Consider the following 15,060-nt stretch of genomic DNA (forward strand, 5'->3'; position numbering starts at 1 on the left):
GGCCAGGTTCTACCGGGGCTCGTACGGGCCGCCGAGGTCCCACGCCTGGTACATCGCGTCGGCGTAGGCCGCGGCCAGCCGGTGTTCGCCGGAGGCGTTGGGGTGCGTCCCGTCGTAGGTGTCGCGCTGGGTGTCGTAGCCCTCCGGGCGGGACGCCAGCAGCAGCGGGGACGTGGGCGAGTCCAGGTCGGCGACGGTCTTCGCCAGCAACTCGTTGAAGCGGCGGCACTGCTCGGCGAACGGCGGGTCGGACTCCGCGCGGATGTTGGGTATCACCGGCAACAGCACCATGCGGATGCGGGAGTTGGCCTCGCGGGCCTCCGCGACGAAGACACGGACGTTGGCCGCGGTCTGCTCCGCGTCGGTGTAGAAGCCGAGGTCGATCAGGCCGAGGGAGACCAGCAGCAGATCGGCGCGGTGCTCGGCGACCGTCTCCCGGATCAGCGGCGCCATGTGCAGCCAGCCCTCGCCCCAGCCCGCGAGATGGCACCGGGCGCGCTCGGGGAAGTCCGGGTCGGCGTAGGCCTGGGAGTCGGCGGCGCCGGAGTACGGGTCGTGCAGCCCGGTGCGCGGCCCGACGATGCGGTACGGGCCGCCGAACTCCCGGTTGAGGTGCTGCCACATCCGATAGCGCCAGGTGTGCTCGCCGGCGCTTCCGATCGTCATGGAGTCGCCGACCGGCATGATTCGCATCGGACCATCATCCCGGATGGCGGCCCCGGCCTGCGACGTGACGATGGCCACGCGGGGGTGTTCCGGTTACGGGGGCGGGGCGGCGGGGCGATGATGGCGGGTTCGGGCGCCAGCTGTCCGTCACGGGGCAGCGGGGGCGGCTTGAGCGGTCCCTCAGCTCAGGCAACTTGCCCCAGTCGAACCCCGTCGTACCGCGTCGGCACATCCAGCAGGGCCCGAGCGTTCTGCATTAACGCCTGATCCTCGAACGTGAGTCGCCCGATATGCGCGCCGTCCGACGAATAGCACGGGCTCTTGAGGACGTGAGACTTGTAGACCTCGACCGTCCAGGGCGAACCATTCACATCCAGGCCCCGGCTTCCGGTCGGCGGGGTGACCGACATGCCCCACCCGTGATTCATCAGCCATTTGGTGTAACCCTCGTTCTGGTCGAGGACATTCGTCGGAAGGTGCCGGGCCGCGACGTCCCACAGCGACGTGTCGCCGTGCTCGTGCTCGGGAGAGGGGACCGTTGCGACGACTGCCATTTCGCCCTCGCGCGCGTACGCCAGGAGGCACCGGCCGCTGGGCCACTGCACGGTGAAGGGAGCGATGATGACGCGGCTGATGCCGGTGATTCGTCGAGCCATGGTCCTGTCCTCCGCGGGGGTGGGTGGGGGCCCCGCTCACTCTTCCACGAGCGGGGCGCCCCGGTTCAGATATCCAGCCGGTCAGCGATTGCTGTCGCCGCAGCCCTGGTTCGGGTTGCCTTCCTGGCCGTCCGAGCCAGCGCCGGTCTCCCCCTGGGAGTTCTCCTCGTCGCCGTACAGGACGGCCAGCTTCTCCGGGTTCATGGTCGGTGATCCCTTCGTGTGCGGTTCCGCCGTGAGGACCGTCCTCGCGACGTCGTGCACTTGCGCCCCGCCCTGCTCTCTTGACCTGTCCACGGATCCCGGAGACCGGGACGGGGGTCGTACGGGCCGTCGGCGGCGAGGGGGAACCGGCCGCCGACGGCCCTGTCTCAGGTGGGGCGCCGGGGGCAGACGGGCGCGCCGCTCGCGGCCGGGGCGAAGGGCAGGAGCTGGTGGACGTGCATGCAGTCGGGGCAGGCGTAGAGGATCGCGCCGGGACCGCTGCCGGTCTCGATGAGGGCGATGAGGGTGGGCCGGTCCGTGTGGCCCTGGTGCCAGTGGCACACCTGGCGCGTCATCGGCCCTCCCGGTGCTGGGTGAGGAGCCATTGGCAGTCGCGGGCCAGGGCGGAGACCTGGATGTGTGCGGCGAGGGGGCCGTCCCCGAGGCCCTGTTCGGCCTGTCGTCGTATGCCGTCGAGGGTGGCGCGTCGGGTGTACCAGCCGATGCTGCCGCGCCAGAGCCTGTCGGTCGCGGCGTCGGCGGCGGGGTAGAGCAGCGCGATGTGGGCGAGGAGCTGCTGTTCGAGGCGGCGCAGCTCGTCCATGTCGATCCGGCCGGTGGCGGTTCGTAAGGACCGGACCACGGTGTCCTGGATCGCGGCCTCGTCGACGGATGGCGAGGACATGACTGCGTCCCCGTCACCTCGCCCGCAGACACGGTCTGTGTTCATGCCGTTACGGTACGGGCGGTGTGGCGGGGGTCACCATGGCACTCACGCGGTGTCAGGCCCGGAAGTACCCAGGGGAGTTACAGCGGCAACGCGACTGCGTCCGCGAGTGACCGCATCTCAGGCGTCAGCGTCCGCCGACGCGCCACGATCCGGCTGAGGATGTCCCGCGCGTACTGCTGCTGCGGCAGCCATTCCGGCGACTCCTCCCGGATCTCGGCCAGGACGCCGACGGCCTCGGCGTACTGACGCATCGAGGTGTGCGCGCTCGCGACATCGAGGCGGTGCCTGTTCCGGTTGCTCGACGTGGGGTGCAGGCGGTCTGTGGGCAGCGTCGACGCGAGGCTCAGCACACGGTCGGGGCGGTCCTTGACGGCGGCGTTCTCCGTCCGCTTCATGGCCACCGTCACCGGGCCGAAGGTGCGGAGGAAGTCGTGGCGGGGCGCATACTCACGGCCGAGCGCGACGGCCGCCGAGCGGGCGAGTCGGAGCGCGTCTGAGGCCTCCCCCTCACGGTTGTCCCGGACCGCGGACGCCGAAATGCGGAGCAGCATCCAGCCCCACGCGCTCAGTTCAGCCGGCGTCGCCCGGGAGAGGCGCGGCTCGGTGTCGTCCGCCCATCGAGTCGCCAGCTCCCGGGCCTCGGCGACTTTTCCCTGGCGGAGTAGTAGCCAGCACAAAGTGTTGACCGACGCGGCTCCTTGCAGCCGGTCGCCGGCGTCATCGAGTGAGCGAGCCAGGGCCTCGCTCGCCGTGTCGTACTGCCGTGTCTGGGTGAGGAGCCAGCCCGTGAGCTGGAGGAGCCGGACGCGGACCGCTCGCCCCTCGGGATCGGTCTCCGCCACGGCATCCGCGTCGCGCAGCAAGGCAGGGAGAACGACAGCCAGTTCGGCGAACTTGTCGCCGGAGAAGAGCGGGAGAGCGGCGGTGAGCGCGTCGGAGACTCCGGCTACCGTCGGCTCATCGTCCGGTCCGGTCCAGGTGTGAGGCGCGCCCAGTGCGGCGCGCACGGGAGCCCACTGGTCGGCGACGCCGCGGGCTGCCGGGGCAGCGTCGCGGGTGAGCAGGGTTGTGGTGGGGATGCGAAGGGCGGCAGCGAGACGGCGCGCGGTCTCCATCCGCGTGTCGGACACCTCTCCCTGCTCCAGCTTCCGGATCAGGGAGAGGGAGACCTTCGAGGCTCCGGCGAGGTCCCGTTGGGTCATCCCGCGGCGCTTGCGCACCTCGCGAAGACGAGTGCCGATGTGCATGTCAGTGTGCTCGGGCATACTGAACTCCGTTCTGACTCGACATCAGAACGGTACTCCCGGCCGGTTCGCGTGGCACCGCGGATGTCCGGCAGGTGGCAATCTTGAGGGATGCGTTCGCTTCTGTGCGCCCTCGGCGCCGCTGCCCTGGTTGTGGTTCCGGCCGCCGTGCCCGCGGCGGCCGCCGATCCCGACGGCCCGTCCTCGTTCAGCATCGAGGACCAACGGATCACCGAGTCCAGCGGGCTGGCCGCCAGCCGCGAGCACCCCGGGATCTACTGGACGCACAACGACAGCGACGACGGCCCGTACGTCTACGCGGTCGACAGCGCCACGGGCCGCACCGTCGCCACCGTCACGCTCAGCGGCATCGACACCCGGGACGTCGAGGCGATCTCCGTCGGGCCCGGCGGCCGGGTCTACGTGGGGGACATCGGCGACAACCTGGGCGGTGGCTGGCCCGAGGTGTGGATCTACCAGTTCCAGGAGCCGAAGGAGCTGCGGGACACCACGGTCACCCCGGTGCGCTACACCGTCCGCTACGACGGGGGGCCGCGCGACGCGGAGTCGCTGCTGGTCCACCCGAAGACCGGCCGGGTCTACATCATCAGCAAGCACGAGGACGGCGGCGGGCTGTTCGCGGGGCCGAAGCGGATGTCGGCGTCCGGGGTGAACACCTTCGAGCGAATCGCCGACATCGACCTGTGGGCCACCGACGCCGCTTTCTCGCCCGACGGCAGCCGGCTCGCCGTCCGCAGCTACTTCTCGGCGCTGGAGTACCGCTGGAAGGACGGCGCCCCGGAGCGTCTCGGGCAGCCCAGCCTGCCGATACAGCGGCAGGGCGAGTCGGTGACCTTCACGCCCGACGGCCGGGCGCTGATGTACGGCACGGAGGGCGCCCGGTCCCGGGTGACGCGGGTGGATCTGCGGAGCGAGCTGCTGCCCGACTCGGCGGAGCAGGAGGAGTCCGAGGACGGCAAGGGCTCCTCCGGCGCGCGGGACCGGAACGACAGCGACAGCAGTCTCGAATCCGACCTCAATCTGGTGGTGGGCGCGCTGTTGGTGGCCGGGGTGGCCGTGCTGCTGCTGGGGCTGGGCCGGATCTTCCGCCGACGGTGACGGCCGCGCCGCAGCCCCGGCGGCACCGCAGCCCAGGCGGCCGGGCTCGTGGTCGGTTCCAGGCGTCGTGGTGCGGTGCCAGGCTTCGGGGCGCGGCGCCCGGCCTCGTGGTGCGGCGATGGGGCTGTGGTGCGCCGGTGGGCCTGTGGTGCGGCCGGCCGCAGCGGGATCAGGCCGGGACCGCGGGCGGGGCAGCCGGGGCGTCGGCCGGGGCCGTGAGGCGGGCCAATTGGCGGTCATGGAACCGGCTGAGAAGGGTCAGCGCGAGCACTGCCCCGATCAGCGCACAGGCCATGTCCCACTGGGTGTCCCACTCGTCCCCCTGGGTAGCGAGGAAGGCGTCGGCCGACGCGCCGCCCGCCAGCGCCGCCCACCACTCGATCATCTCGAAGAAAGCGCTGAACGCCAGGCAGCCGCAGACCGTGAGCGGCGCCAGCCAGGCGCTGCCGCGCAGCGGCGAGGTGCGGACCAGCAGTTCGCGGACGAGGATCGCGGGCACGAAGCCCTGCGTGAGGTGGCCGATCCGGTCGTAGGGGTTGCGCTCCAGGCCGAGGGTGTCCTGCAGCCAGTGCCCGAACGGGACCTCGGCGTAGGTGTAGTGCCCGCCGACGATCAGGACCAGCGCGTGCGCGGCGAGCAGACAGCACAGCAGCGGGGTGAGCGGGAACCGCCTCCACAGCAGCACCAGCAGTGGCAGGCCGACGATCACCCAGAACGTCTCCAGGACCCAGGTCAGCCGGTCGTGCGGCTGGAGCCCGGAGAGGACCAGCGCGCAGAGCACGCCGGCGGCCAGCGCCGGGGGCAGCGCTCGGGGGACGGACACGGCACCCATTCGATCAGCCCTCGTAGACATCGGTACGGACGGAGACATCGGTACGGATGAGACATCGGTACGGACCGGCGCGAGGAGCGCCGGGCCAGGCCAGCATCAGGGGCGGGCCGGGGCGCTGTCATGAGTACGGGACCCCAGATTGGCGGCCTCACACCGTGGGTACCGGGCCTCGGGCGGACGGCCCGGCACCCACCGGTCTGCGACTGGCCTGCCCCGCGGCGCGGACCCTGTTCAGGCCGCTGGTGCAGAGGTCATGAACCGGTGCCGCTGCGTGAGCCGACGACGGCCTGGGCTTCCTGCACGGTGACTTCCTGGTCGGTGCCGAAGGCTCCGTCCGGCAGCCGTTCGCCCGTGCCCCCGGTCCCCTTCCACTCGACCTTCCAGGAAATGGTCGCTCTGAGCTTGTACGGCGCGGTGCCCGATGTGGCTCGCAGATAGGTCAGTCCGCACGGGGGAGTCCGTTCGGCGTTTCCCTTGGAGTAGGGCCGGCCGATGCTGCCGTCCTTGCCGATCGGGCATTCGCCGGATGACGGGTGCAATTCGACGTCCTTGGTTCCCGCATCCAGCTTGAGTGCGACCGGCGTTGCGGTGGTGGTCGCCTGAATGTTGAGTCCCCCGGTGACAGAGGCCGTGACCGAAATTGGCTTGAAGGTGGCTCTGTCCAGCCAGGCCCAGGTCGCGAGGTTGACCGTCTGACGGTCGTCCGGATTGAGCTCGATTCTGCTTTCGGGGACCTTGATCTGCTGGTATGCCAGCCCGGCAAGGATTTCCGGATCGATTGCGTTCTCGACGTTCGGGGTCTTACCGTTGTCTGCCCAGAATGGCAGCCGGTCACAGGATCCCCTTTTGAGGACATCCGGCTCCGCGGGGTTCTCCACCGCGGCCCACCACATGCCCTTTCCTTGCTTGTCCTTGTTGTAGTTCTTGTACTTGCCGTCCTTGTACTCCCGGCGATACTCGTCAACGGCCCGTTTCGCGTAGTTCGCCTGTCCGGGGTAGTTGAGGGTTTCCTTGTACTCCTTCTCGGTCTTCTTCGCGAATTCCTTGGGGTTCCATAACGGTGCGTACCAGCAGGGAGGCGGAGTCCAATTGCTTCCGGACACGGTCAGGCCGCCCGTCGAACGCCCCGATCCGTTCTTCGAGGTGTCGTAGGAGATCTTCGCGGCCTGGGCGTAGAGTGTGTCGTCCTTCCGCCCTCCCTTGGCGGGGGTGGTGATGTCCACCGGGTCCCCGGCGAACGCCGGGGCTGCCGGGCAGGCTAACGAGACAGCCAGTAGTCCGGAGACGGTCAGTCTTGTTGCGAAACGTCCTTGCACTGTGTGGCCTCCCCCTTGACCTCAATCGACTTGGCCCGCCAAAGATTTTCCTCGGGGGCGCGCTCCATCACCAGCTCGAAGACGGAGTAGTCCTTGTCGCTCTCCTTCGTCCGGAGAACCTTCTTGGTCTTTACTTCCCTGCCGTACAGTTTCGACTGGTCATGGCAGAAGCTTACGGCTGCCCTTTTGCCGTCCGGGGAAACTCTGACTTCGGGTCGGCTCCAGCGCTCGGTGCCGGTCAGCGTCCAGCCCCCGTCGATGTGCTTCTGAATTTGATCCTTGGCGTATTCTTTCGCGCTTCCGGGGGCTGCATAGAAGAGGTATGCCGGATCATTCGCATCCTGCTCGATGACGCCGTGACGGATGGCCACTGAAAAGTTCAGGGCGTCTTTCAGCGCGGCTGCCTGTTGAGAATCCGTCGGCGCCTTCCAGTCGGCAATCGACTTGTAGTCGCCGGGGAATGGCATCTTCGGTCGCTTGACGTGGTCGTCGGCCGTTGAGGTGCTCGATGAAGCCGAGGGTTGGCCCTTGTTCGCGCCGGAGATCTCGTCGCTCTTCTTTTCCGTCCCGCCGCCGCAGGCGGCGAGAAGGAAGGCTGCGGCCGCCACGGAGAGGGCGGACGTGGTGCGACGGCGCACGGTGTGCTCCCTGGATGGTGAAGTTGTCATGTACGTCTGGACGCTACAGCGGTGTGCACCAATCCGTCATGGATTCACCGCGCAGGGTGATGACTTGAGAGGACGGGGTCCGCCGTCACCGGGATATACCGACAGTGACGTTCCTGCGTGGTGGGTCGATGACTATGGCTGTCCAGTACACGGGGGATGTGGTGCTGGGCTTGCCGACTGCCGAGATGCGCCCCGTAAGAACGCAGACGACACCGGGCCGACGGAGCTGAGCCGGCGCTCGCTGGTGTGCACGGCCGCGGGTCAGGATGCCGATTCGCCCTCCACCAGCCGCAGCTCGTAGTGGAGCGTCCGGTCGCGCTGGATGCGGTGGGCCGCCGGGACGAGGTAGCGCTGCACCACCGGGTACTTGCGTTCGATCAGGGCGCCGGCGTGGGCGTTCTCGCCGCCTCCGGCGTCGAGCAGGCGGACCCGGGCGCGGCGGGTGCGGCCGGTCGGTTTGCCGAAGCGGGTGCACGGGGCGATCTCCACCTCGGGGAAGTTGCGCATCCGCTTGACCTTGCCGGCCTTGCCGAAGGTGCGGATGTAGGCGTGGTCGCCCTCGACGGCGATGTGGACGGGCGTCCCCACGGACGTGCCGTCCCGCTTGTGCGTGGTCAGCAGGACGCAGCCCTGCCGCACGAACGGTGCGAGTCCTGGTGTGGCCATGCCTCCATGGAGGCACAGAGCGGTGCGGACGTCATCCGGAGGGTCGGCGCAGCCCCGTGCGCCGCTGCGCCTTCACCGCAGCGTAGGTCGCCCAGTCTGGGGTGAACCGGGTCGGCGTGCCCGGGATGGCAAGTGATCGCGGTGTCCTCCCCGCGGCGCCACAACGGGCCGCGCGCCCCCATGCGTCGTGAGCCGCGCCCCCTTTTGTCGTGAAAAGGTTCCCCGGTTTGTCCTGAAAAGGTTCCTCGGCGCACCGAACCTCCCCCGGGCCTTGCGCATCTTCAGGTGCGTACGGCGCGCAATGACCTCGTGCGCCGATTCGTATCGGAGGGGAACCCGACATGAAGAGCAAGCTGACCGCCGTGGCCCTTGCGGCCGTCGTCGTCGCCGGCACCGCCGCTACCGCCGTCCCGGCCGCGGCCGCCCCGGCCAAGGCCCAGCCGACCCGTTGCCACACCGCCGACCTGAAGGCCGGCTTCGCCATGGGGGAGGACGCGAGGCCGGAGATGGAGCAGACCGAGAAGCAGACCCAGGCCCACATCTGGTTCAGCAACCGGAGCAACCGCACCTGCACCCTGTCCGGCTTCGCCGGTGTCGACATGGTCGGCGCTCAGGGGACCGACGGCACCTGGTCGCTGGCGCGCTCCTCCAAGCGGCCCGAGAAGATGACCCTGGAGAAGGGGGACACGGTGGACTTCAGCATCACCCTGCTCCCGGTGGCCGGGTCCACGCCGCAGAAGGAGAAGTTCGTTCCGGCGAAGTTCCTGGTCACCCCGCCGAACGAGACGGAGCACTTCACCCTGAAGTGGCCGTTCGGCGGCCAGATCCTCAAGCAGGACGGCGCCACCCACCCGGCCACCTACCTCAACCCGGTCGGGCTGTGACCGACGGGACAGCCGCTGAGCTTCCCTGCGAGCCGGGGTAGCCGTGCGGCGTGGCCGCGCACGCGTACGGGCCCCGGAATCCGCGGTGAACGCGGATTCCGGGGCCCGTGCGACGGAGAACGAGGTGCGGTGACGCCTCAGAGCTTGTCGATGACGTAGTCGATGCAGGCGGTCAGGGCCTCGACGTCGGCGGGGGTGACGGCGGGGAACATGGCGACCCGGAGCTGGTTGCGGCCCAGCTTGCGGTAGGGGTCGGTGTCCACGATGCCGTTCGCGCGCAGCACCTTGGCGATGGCGGCGGCGTCGATGTCGTCGTTGAAGTCGATGGTGCCGACGACCTGGGAGCGCTTGGCCGGGTCGGTGACGAACGGGGTGGCGTGCGGGGACTTCTCGGCCCAGCCGTAGAGGCGGGAGGAGGAGTCGGCGGTGCGCTCGACGGCCCAGTCCAGGCCGCCGTTGCCGTTCATCCAGTCCAGCTGGTCGGCGAGGAGGAAGAGCGTGGCCAGGGCCGGGGTGTTGTACGTCTGGTTCTTCAGCGAGTTGTCGATCGCGGTGGGCAGCGAGAAGAACTCGGGGATGTGGCGGCCGGAGGCGTGGATCCGGGCGGCGCGCTCCAGGGCGGCGGGGGAGAAGGCGGCGAGCCAGAGACCGCCGTCCGCGGCGAAGGACTTCTGCGGTGCGAAGTAGTAGACGTCGGTCTCGGTGATGTCGACGGGCAGGCCGCCGGCGCCGGAGGTGGCGTCCGCCAGGACCAGGGAGCCCTCGTCGGCGCCCGCGACCCGCTTGATGGGGGCGGCGACACCGGTGGAGGTCTCGTTGTGGGTGAGGCCGTAGACGTCGACACCGGCCTCGGCCCGCGGCTCGGGGTGGGTGCCGGGGTCGGAGGCGATGACGGTGGGGTCCGCCAGCCAGGGGGCGAGCCCCGCGGCCTTGGCGAACTTGGAGGAGAACTCGCCGAAGGACAGGTGCTGGGACTTGTTCTCGATCAGTCCGTGGGTCGCGATGTCCCAGAAGGCGGTGGAGCCGCCGTTGCCGAGCACCACCTCGTAGCCCTCGGGCAGGGAGAACAGGGAGCGGACGCCGTCGCGCACCCGGCCGACCAGGTTCTTCACCGGGGCCTGGCGGTGGGACGTGCCGAGGAGGGAGTCTCCGGTGGCCGCCAGGGCGCTGAGCGCCTCCGTACGCACCTTGGACGGGCCCGAGCCGAAACGACCGTCGGCGGGCTTGATGTCAGCGGGAATCTGGATCTCAGCCACGGTGGGCAGCCTAGTCCGTCCGGGCGGGGTGGCAGGGCCGAGTCCAGCGGATGAGACATACCGTTCCGCTTTGCGAGGGGGCCGCCGGGGGCGCGGCGCCGTGCGGAGGGCGCGGGTCCGGGGCCGGCGCCGGCGAGGGATGCGCAGGCCGGGGCCCCGGGTGGCTGAACGTGGTGCGGCGCCGACAGGCCCTTCACCGTCCCCACGGCGGGCTCCGGCGGCCCCTTCACCGTCTCCCCTCCGGCGGCCCCGGCGGCCCCGTCACCGTCCGTACGACGGCCCCTCCGCCGTCCCCACAATGGCCCCGTCACCCGTCCGCCCTACGGATCCTTCACCGTCCGCACAGGTGAAGGCGGCCGGGTTTCGGGCAGGCTGGGCCCATGGACAGGCGCAGGGACAGCGAGCTCTCCCCGGACGCGGCGCGGGCGCTGCGGACAGCGGTCCGTGGCGAGGTCTCCTTCGACTCCACGAGCCGGGCACTGATGACCATGGACGCGTCGAACTACCGGCGGGTCCCGGACGCCGTCGTCGCGCCGCGGGACGCCGACGACGTCGCCGCCGCGCTCGCCGTCTGCCGCGAGCACCGGCTGCCGGTCGTCCCCCGCGGCGGCGGGACGTCGATCGCCGGGCAGGCCACCGGGGTGGGCGTGGTGCTGGACTTCACCCGGCACATGAACCGCATCGTGTCCGTCGACCCGGACAACCGGACCGCCGTCGTCCAGCCCGGGGTGATCCTCGACGAGCTGCGCCGGGCGGCGGGCGCGCACGGGCTCACCTTCGGCGCCGACCCGTCCACCCACGCCCGCTGCACCCTCGGCGGGATGATCGGCAACAACTCCTGCGGCTCGCACTCCGTCGCCTGGGGCACCACCGCCGACAGCGTGCACGAGCTGGACGTCCTGACCCACGGCGGCGAGCGCGTCCGGCTGGGCCGCGGCGAGCGGACCGCGGGGCTCCCGGCACGGCTGCGGGACGGCACCGAGGCCCTGGTCGCCGCGCGCCTCGCGCTGCTGCGCACCGGCTTCCCCGAGCTGCCCCGCCGGATCTCCGGCTACGCCCTGGACGAGCTGCTGCCGGAGAAGGGGGCCGACTGGGCGCGGGCCTTCACCGGCAGCGAGGGCACGCTCGGGGTGCTCACCGAGGCGAGCGTCCGGCTCGTCGAGGCGCCCGGCGCGCGGGTCCTGGCGGTGCTGGGCTACGAGGACGAGGGCGCGGCCGCCGACGCCGCGCACACCCTGCTGCCGCACGGGCCGCTGACCGTCGAGGGCATGGCCTCCGACCTGGTGCCCGGCGCCGCGGCGGCCCGGCTGCCCAAGGGCGGCGCCTGGCTGTTCGTCGAGGTCGGCGGCGCCGACGCGGCGGAGGCGCGGGCGCGGGCCGACGCACTGTGCCGGGCCGCCGCGGACGGCACCACCGACCACGACGTGGTCACCGACGCGGCCCGGCAGCGCGCCCTGTGGCGGATCCGCGAGGACGCCTCGGGGACCGCGACCCGGATGCCCGACGGCAGCGAGGCCTGGCCGGGCTGGGAGGACTGCGCGGTGCCGCCCGCCCGGCTCGGCGGCTATCTGCGGGACTTCCGCGCTCTGATGGCCGAGCACGGGCTGCGCGGCACGCCGTACGGGCACTTCGGCGACGGCTGCATCCACGTCCGGATCGACTTCGACCTGCTGACCCGGGACGGCGTGCGGCGCTTCCGGCACTTCTCCGAGGACCTCGCCGACCTGGTGGTGGAGCACGGGGGTTCGCTCTCCGGGGAGCACGGTGACGGGCAGGCGCGGGCGGAGCTGCTGCCGCGGATGTACGGGACCGAACTGGTCGGCGCGTTCGAGGAGTTCAAGGACCTGTGGGACCCGGCGGGCGGGCTCAACCCGGGCATCCTGGCCCGGCCGGACCGGCTCGACGAGAACCTGCGCTTCGCGTCGCTGCCCCGGAAGCCGGTCGACGTGGAGTTCGGCTACCCGCACGACAGCGGCGACTTCTCCGCGGCGGTGCGCCGGTGCGTGGGCGTCGCCAAGTGCCGTACCACCGCGGTCTCCGGGGCCGGGGTGATGTGCCCGTCGTTCCGGGCGACGGGCGAGGAGCAGCACTCCACCCGGGGCCGGGCGCGGCTGCTGCACGAGATGCTCGCGGGCGAGGTCGTCACCGACGGCTGGCGCTCCACGGAGGTGCGGGACGCCCTGGACCTCTGTCTGAGCTGCAAGGGGTGCCGCAGCGACTGCCCGGTCGGGGTGGACATGGCCACCTACAAGGCGGAGTTCCTGCACCACCACTACGAGGGGCGGGTACGCCCGGCGGCCCACTACGCGATGGGGTGGCTGCCGGTGTGGCTGCGCTCGGCGGCGGCACTGCGGTCGGCCCCGCTGCTCAACGCGGCGGCGCGCGGTCCGCTGGGTGGTATCGGCAAACGGCTCGGCGGCATCGCGCCGGAGCGGAGCGTTCCGGAGCTGGCGCCCGAGCCGTTCACCCGGTGGTGGCGGAAGCGGGAGGGTCCGCCCGGCAGCGGGCAGGCCGGGGCGGAGCGGGGCCGGACGGTCGTCCTGTGGCCGGACACCTTCACCGAGCACCTCGCGCCGTCGGTCGGCCGGTCGGCGGTGGCCGTGCTGGAGGCGGCCGGGCTGCGGGTCGTGCTGCCGCCCGCGCCCCGGCGCGGAGCGCTGTGCTGCGGGCTGACCTGGGTGTCGACCGGGCAGCTCGACCGGGCGCGGAAGGTCATGCGGCGCACCCTGGGCGCGCTGGCGCCGGTGCTCGGCTCCGGGCTGCCGCTCGTGGTGCTGGAGCCGAGCTGTGCGGCGGCCCTGCAGACGGACCTCCCGGAGCTGGTGGACGACGATCCGCGCGCCGCGCAACTCGCCTCGTCCGTGCGGACCTTCGCGCAGGCCCTGGACCAGTACGCGCCGGACTGGGAGCCGCCGCGGCTGGACCGCCCGGTGGCCGGCCAGACCCACTGCCACCAGCACGCGGTCCTCGGGGACGCGGCGGAGCGGAGGCTGCGGGAACGGGCCGGGCTGACCGGTGAGCTGAGCGGCGGCTGCTGCGGCCTGGCGGGCAACTTCGGCTTCGAGCACGGCCATTACGACGTGTCGGTGGCCTGCGCGGAGGAACAGCTGCTGCCGTCGGTGCGGTCCGCGCCCGCCGGGACGGAGATCCTCGCGGACGGCTTCTCCTGCCGCACCCAGCTCGACCAGCTGTCCGGCCGCCGCGGGCGGCACCTCGCGGAGGTGCTCGCGGAGCACTTGTGAGGGGCAGGGGGAAACCTCCTGCCGGGTGCCGGGTGCCGGGTGCCGGGTGCCGGGTGCCGGGACGCCCGGGGCACGCGTGCCGTCGGCCCGGTGACGCCCGCGGACCCCGGGGCGGCTTCCCACGGAACGCCCGGGGCGGTTCCCGCCGAACGGCCGGGGCTTCCCGCCGAACGCCCGGGGCGGTTCCCGCCGAACTCCCCGGGGAATCCCGCACGCCCGCTCCGCGCCCTGCCGGTCACCGGCCGCCTCCGCCCCGTACGAAGCCCACCCCGTACGAAGCCCACCCGTACAAAGCCCACCCGTACAAAGCCCGCCCCGTACAAGCCCGCCCCGCACAAAGCCCGTCCCGTACCAAGAACTTCGGATTCCGGATCAACCTCGGGAGCCGGTTCCGCGTCTGAGTGAGCGGCGTGAAGAATGGCCCGCCGCGTTCCCATCGCATTCCCTGTGCCGAACAACCGGAATTCCTCCGGGAATTCTTTGACGCGACCGCCGGGCGACTTCTAGGGTTGCTCAACGTCGCTTCTCCCCAAGCATGTCGGGCTCGATTCCGCGAGCCCCCATTTCCGCTTGCCGGAGTTTCGTTACGCACAGAGGAGACCCCCCATGCGCATTTCTTCCTCCCGTCGCAACGCCCGGAGAATAGCCGCCGCCGGTATGGCGTCCGCCGCGGTTGCGGCCCTCGTCGCGACGGCCGCGCCGGCGGCCCAGGCCGACGCCCCGTCCGGCGAGCGCTCGCGCCCCAGCACGCGGATCGTCGGCGGCAGCGGCGCGTCCAACGACGCGTACCCGTTCATGGCCGCCCTGCTGCACAAGGGCTCCGGGAACGCCCTCAAGCGGCAGTTCTGCGGCGGCAGCCTCATCGCGCCGAACGTCGTCATGACCGCGGCGCACTGCGTCGAGGGCGAGAATCCGAAGAAGCTCCAGGTCGCCGTCGGCCGCACGGTGCTCTCCGACTCCGAGCAGGGCCAGGTCCGGAACGTCCGGAAGTCCGAGGGTCCCGGCGACTCCGGTCTCGTGGTGCACCCCCGCTACAGCAAGGGCGACGCGGCCTACGACATGGCCTTCATCGAACTGGCCGAGCCGGTCAAGGGCATCGCCCCCGCCAAGATGCCGACCTCGGGCACGGACGCGCTGATCCGCCCGGGCGCCAAGGCCACCGTCATCGGCTGGGGCAACACCGACACGGATATCCCGCACACCCCGGACCGGCTCCGTGAGGTGAAGGTTCCGGTGCTCTCGCACGCCGAGTGCCAGGTGAGCTACAAGGAGTACAACTCCAAGGTCAACTTCTGCGCCGGCGTGGAGGGCAAGGACTCCTGCCAGGGCGACAGCGGCGGCCCGATCTTCCGCACGGTGCCCGGCCGCGAGGAGCCCATCCAGACCGGCATCGTCTCCTACGGCGACGGCTGCGCGGCGCAGGGCGCCCCCGGCGTCTACACCTCCCTCAGCTCCGCCAAGCTGTGGAAGACCCTGGGCGAGTCCGCCGAGGGCAAGCGGGTGAAGGAGAACCTGGGCCGCTGACCCGCTCGGGCGGGCGGCCGGTGTTCGCGCATCCCGGCCGCCGACTTCTCGCC

General features: G+C 71.3%; 15 protein-coding genes. 4 read left to right on the forward strand and 11 right to left on the reverse strand.

The window, feature by feature from the left end; translation table 11 throughout:
* Positions 1–9: 9 nt before the first annotated feature.
* The 6 genes from AC3EQ1_RS08715 to AC3EQ1_RS08740 all read right to left on the reverse strand — a co-directional run bounded on the left by AC3EQ1_RS08715 (position 10) and on the right by AC3EQ1_RS08740 (position 3,521).
* Complete coding sequence (locus tag AC3EQ1_RS08715; RefSeq protein WP_432093716.1) at positions 10–693, reverse strand: GDSL-type esterase/lipase family protein; 684 nt, start codon at positions 691–693, stop codon at positions 10–12.
* 158 nt (positions 694–851) lie between these two features.
* Entirely contained in the window at positions 852–1,322 is a 471-nt protein-coding gene (locus AC3EQ1_RS08720) for a hypothetical protein (protein ID WP_432093717.1), read from the reverse strand.
* An 81-nt stretch (positions 1,323–1,403) separates the two neighbouring features.
* Positions 1,404–1,526: a hypothetical protein gene (locus tag AC3EQ1_RS08725; protein WP_432093718.1), complete on the reverse strand. Its 123-nt coding sequence runs from the start codon at positions 1,524–1,526 to the stop codon at positions 1,404–1,406.
* Positions 1,527–1,693: 167 nt separating this feature from the next.
* Entirely contained in the window at positions 1,694–1,882 is a 189-nt protein-coding gene (locus AC3EQ1_RS08730) for a hypothetical protein (protein ID WP_432093719.1), read from the reverse strand.
* Positions 1,879–2,256, reverse strand: a complete 378-nt coding sequence (locus tag AC3EQ1_RS08735; protein ID WP_432093720.1) for a DUF6415 family natural product biosynthesis protein — start codon at positions 2,254–2,256, stop codon at positions 1,879–1,881. The genes AC3EQ1_RS08730 and AC3EQ1_RS08735 overlap by 4 nt, the downstream gene beginning before the upstream one ends.
* A gap of 77 nt (positions 2,257–2,333) precedes the next feature.
* Positions 2,334–3,521 carry a helix-turn-helix domain-containing protein gene (locus tag AC3EQ1_RS08740; RefSeq protein WP_432093721.1) on the reverse strand — a complete coding sequence of 396 codons (1,188 nt, stop codon included), beginning with the start codon at positions 3,519–3,521 and terminating at the stop codon, positions 2,334–2,336.
* A 90-nt stretch (positions 3,522–3,611) separates the two neighbouring features.
* On the opposite strand from AC3EQ1_RS08740, the gene AC3EQ1_RS08745 reads away from it, so the two are divergent.
* A complete protein-coding gene (locus AC3EQ1_RS08745) occupies positions 3,612–4,619 on the forward strand; it encodes a hypothetical protein (RefSeq protein WP_432093722.1) in 1,008 nt (335 codons plus the stop codon).
* A gap of 169 nt (positions 4,620–4,788) precedes the next feature.
* On the opposite strand, the gene AC3EQ1_RS08750 is transcribed toward AC3EQ1_RS08745, so the two are convergent.
* From AC3EQ1_RS08750 to AC3EQ1_RS08765, 4 genes are all read right to left on the reverse strand, one after another.
* Entirely contained in the window at positions 4,789–5,451 is a 663-nt protein-coding gene (locus AC3EQ1_RS08750) for a DUF2238 domain-containing protein (RefSeq protein ID WP_432093723.1), read from the reverse strand.
* A 251-nt stretch (positions 5,452–5,702) separates the two neighbouring features.
* On the reverse strand, positions 5,703–6,674 hold the full coding sequence (locus tag AC3EQ1_RS08755; RefSeq protein ID WP_432093724.1) for a hypothetical protein: 972 nt from the start codon (positions 6,672–6,674) through the stop codon (positions 5,703–5,705).
* A gap of 65 nt (positions 6,675–6,739) precedes the next feature.
* Positions 6,740–7,405, reverse strand: a complete 666-nt coding sequence (locus AC3EQ1_RS08760; protein WP_432093725.1) for a hypothetical protein — start codon at positions 7,403–7,405, stop codon at positions 6,740–6,742.
* A gap of 291 nt (positions 7,406–7,696) precedes the next feature.
* Complete coding sequence (locus AC3EQ1_RS08765) at positions 7,697–8,101, reverse strand: PPOX class F420-dependent oxidoreductase (RefSeq protein ID WP_432093726.1); 405 nt, start codon at positions 8,099–8,101, stop codon at positions 7,697–7,699.
* 341 nt (positions 8,102–8,442) lie between these two features.
* On the opposite strand from AC3EQ1_RS08765, the gene AC3EQ1_RS08770 reads away from it, so the two are divergent.
* A complete protein-coding gene (locus AC3EQ1_RS08770) occupies positions 8,443–8,985 on the forward strand; it encodes a DUF4232 domain-containing protein (RefSeq protein WP_432093727.1) in 543 nt (180 codons plus the stop codon).
* Between the two features lie 137 nt (positions 8,986–9,122).
* Here the strand turns inward: AC3EQ1_RS08770 and serC are convergent, their stop codons facing one another.
* Positions 9,123–10,241 carry a phosphoserine transaminase gene (gene serC / locus AC3EQ1_RS08775; protein WP_432093728.1) on the reverse strand — a complete coding sequence of 373 codons (1,119 nt, stop codon included), beginning with the start codon at positions 10,239–10,241 and terminating at the stop codon, positions 9,123–9,125.
* A gap of 380 nt (positions 10,242–10,621) precedes the next feature.
* Between serC and AC3EQ1_RS08780 the strand changes: the two genes are divergently transcribed.
* Both AC3EQ1_RS08780 and AC3EQ1_RS08785 read left to right on the forward strand, forming a co-directional pair.
* Entirely contained in the window at positions 10,622–13,483 is a 2,862-nt protein-coding gene (locus AC3EQ1_RS08780; protein WP_432093729.1) for an FAD-binding and (Fe-S)-binding domain-containing protein, read from the forward strand.
* A gap of 606 nt (positions 13,484–14,089) precedes the next feature.
* Positions 14,090–15,007 carry a S1 family peptidase gene (locus tag AC3EQ1_RS08785; RefSeq protein ID WP_432093730.1) on the forward strand — a complete coding sequence of 306 codons (918 nt, stop codon included), beginning with the start codon at positions 14,090–14,092 and terminating at the stop codon, positions 15,005–15,007.
* The last annotated feature ends 53 nt before the right edge of the window (positions 15,008–15,060 follow it).

The organism is Streptomyces sp. bgisy100, assembly GCF_057709105.1.

Excerpts from the sequence above, each read along its gene's own strand:
- AC3EQ1_RS08785 (WP_432093730.1), top strand. The coding sequence starts at position 14,090 with ATGCGCATTTCTTCCTCCCGTCGCAACGCCCGGAGAATAGCCGCCGCC.
- AC3EQ1_RS08715 (WP_432093716.1), bottom strand. The coding sequence starts at position 693 with ATGCGAATCATGCCGGTCGGCGACTCCATGACGATCGGAAGCGCCGGC.
- AC3EQ1_RS08730 (WP_432093719.1), bottom strand. The coding sequence starts at position 1,882 with ATGACGCGCCAGGTGTGCCACTGGCACCAGGGCCACACGGACCGGCCC.
- AC3EQ1_RS08720 (WP_432093717.1), bottom strand. The coding sequence starts at position 1,322 with ATGGCTCGACGAATCACCGGCATCAGCCGCGTCATCATCGCTCCCTTC.
- AC3EQ1_RS08750 (WP_432093723.1), bottom strand. The coding sequence starts at position 5,451 with ATGGGTGCCGTGTCCGTCCCCCGAGCGCTGCCCCCGGCGCTGGCCGCC.
- AC3EQ1_RS08740 (WP_432093721.1), bottom strand. The coding sequence starts at position 3,521 with ATGCCCGAGCACACTGACATGCACATCGGCACTCGTCTTCGCGAGGTG.
- AC3EQ1_RS08745 (WP_432093722.1), top strand. The coding sequence starts at position 3,612 with ATGCGTTCGCTTCTGTGCGCCCTCGGCGCCGCTGCCCTGGTTGTGGTT.
- AC3EQ1_RS08770 (WP_432093727.1), top strand. The coding sequence starts at position 8,443 with ATGAAGAGCAAGCTGACCGCCGTGGCCCTTGCGGCCGTCGTCGTCGCC.
- AC3EQ1_RS08725 (WP_432093718.1), bottom strand. The coding sequence starts at position 1,526 with ATGAACCCGGAGAAGCTGGCCGTCCTGTACGGCGACGAGGAGAACTCC.
- AC3EQ1_RS08780 (WP_432093729.1), top strand. The coding sequence starts at position 10,622 with ATGGACAGGCGCAGGGACAGCGAGCTCTCCCCGGACGCGGCGCGGGCG.
- AC3EQ1_RS08735 (WP_432093720.1), bottom strand. The coding sequence starts at position 2,256 with ATGAACACAGACCGTGTCTGCGGGCGAGGTGACGGGGACGCAGTCATG.
- AC3EQ1_RS08765 (WP_432093726.1), bottom strand. The coding sequence starts at position 8,101 with ATGGCCACACCAGGACTCGCACCGTTCGTGCGGCAGGGCTGCGTCCTG.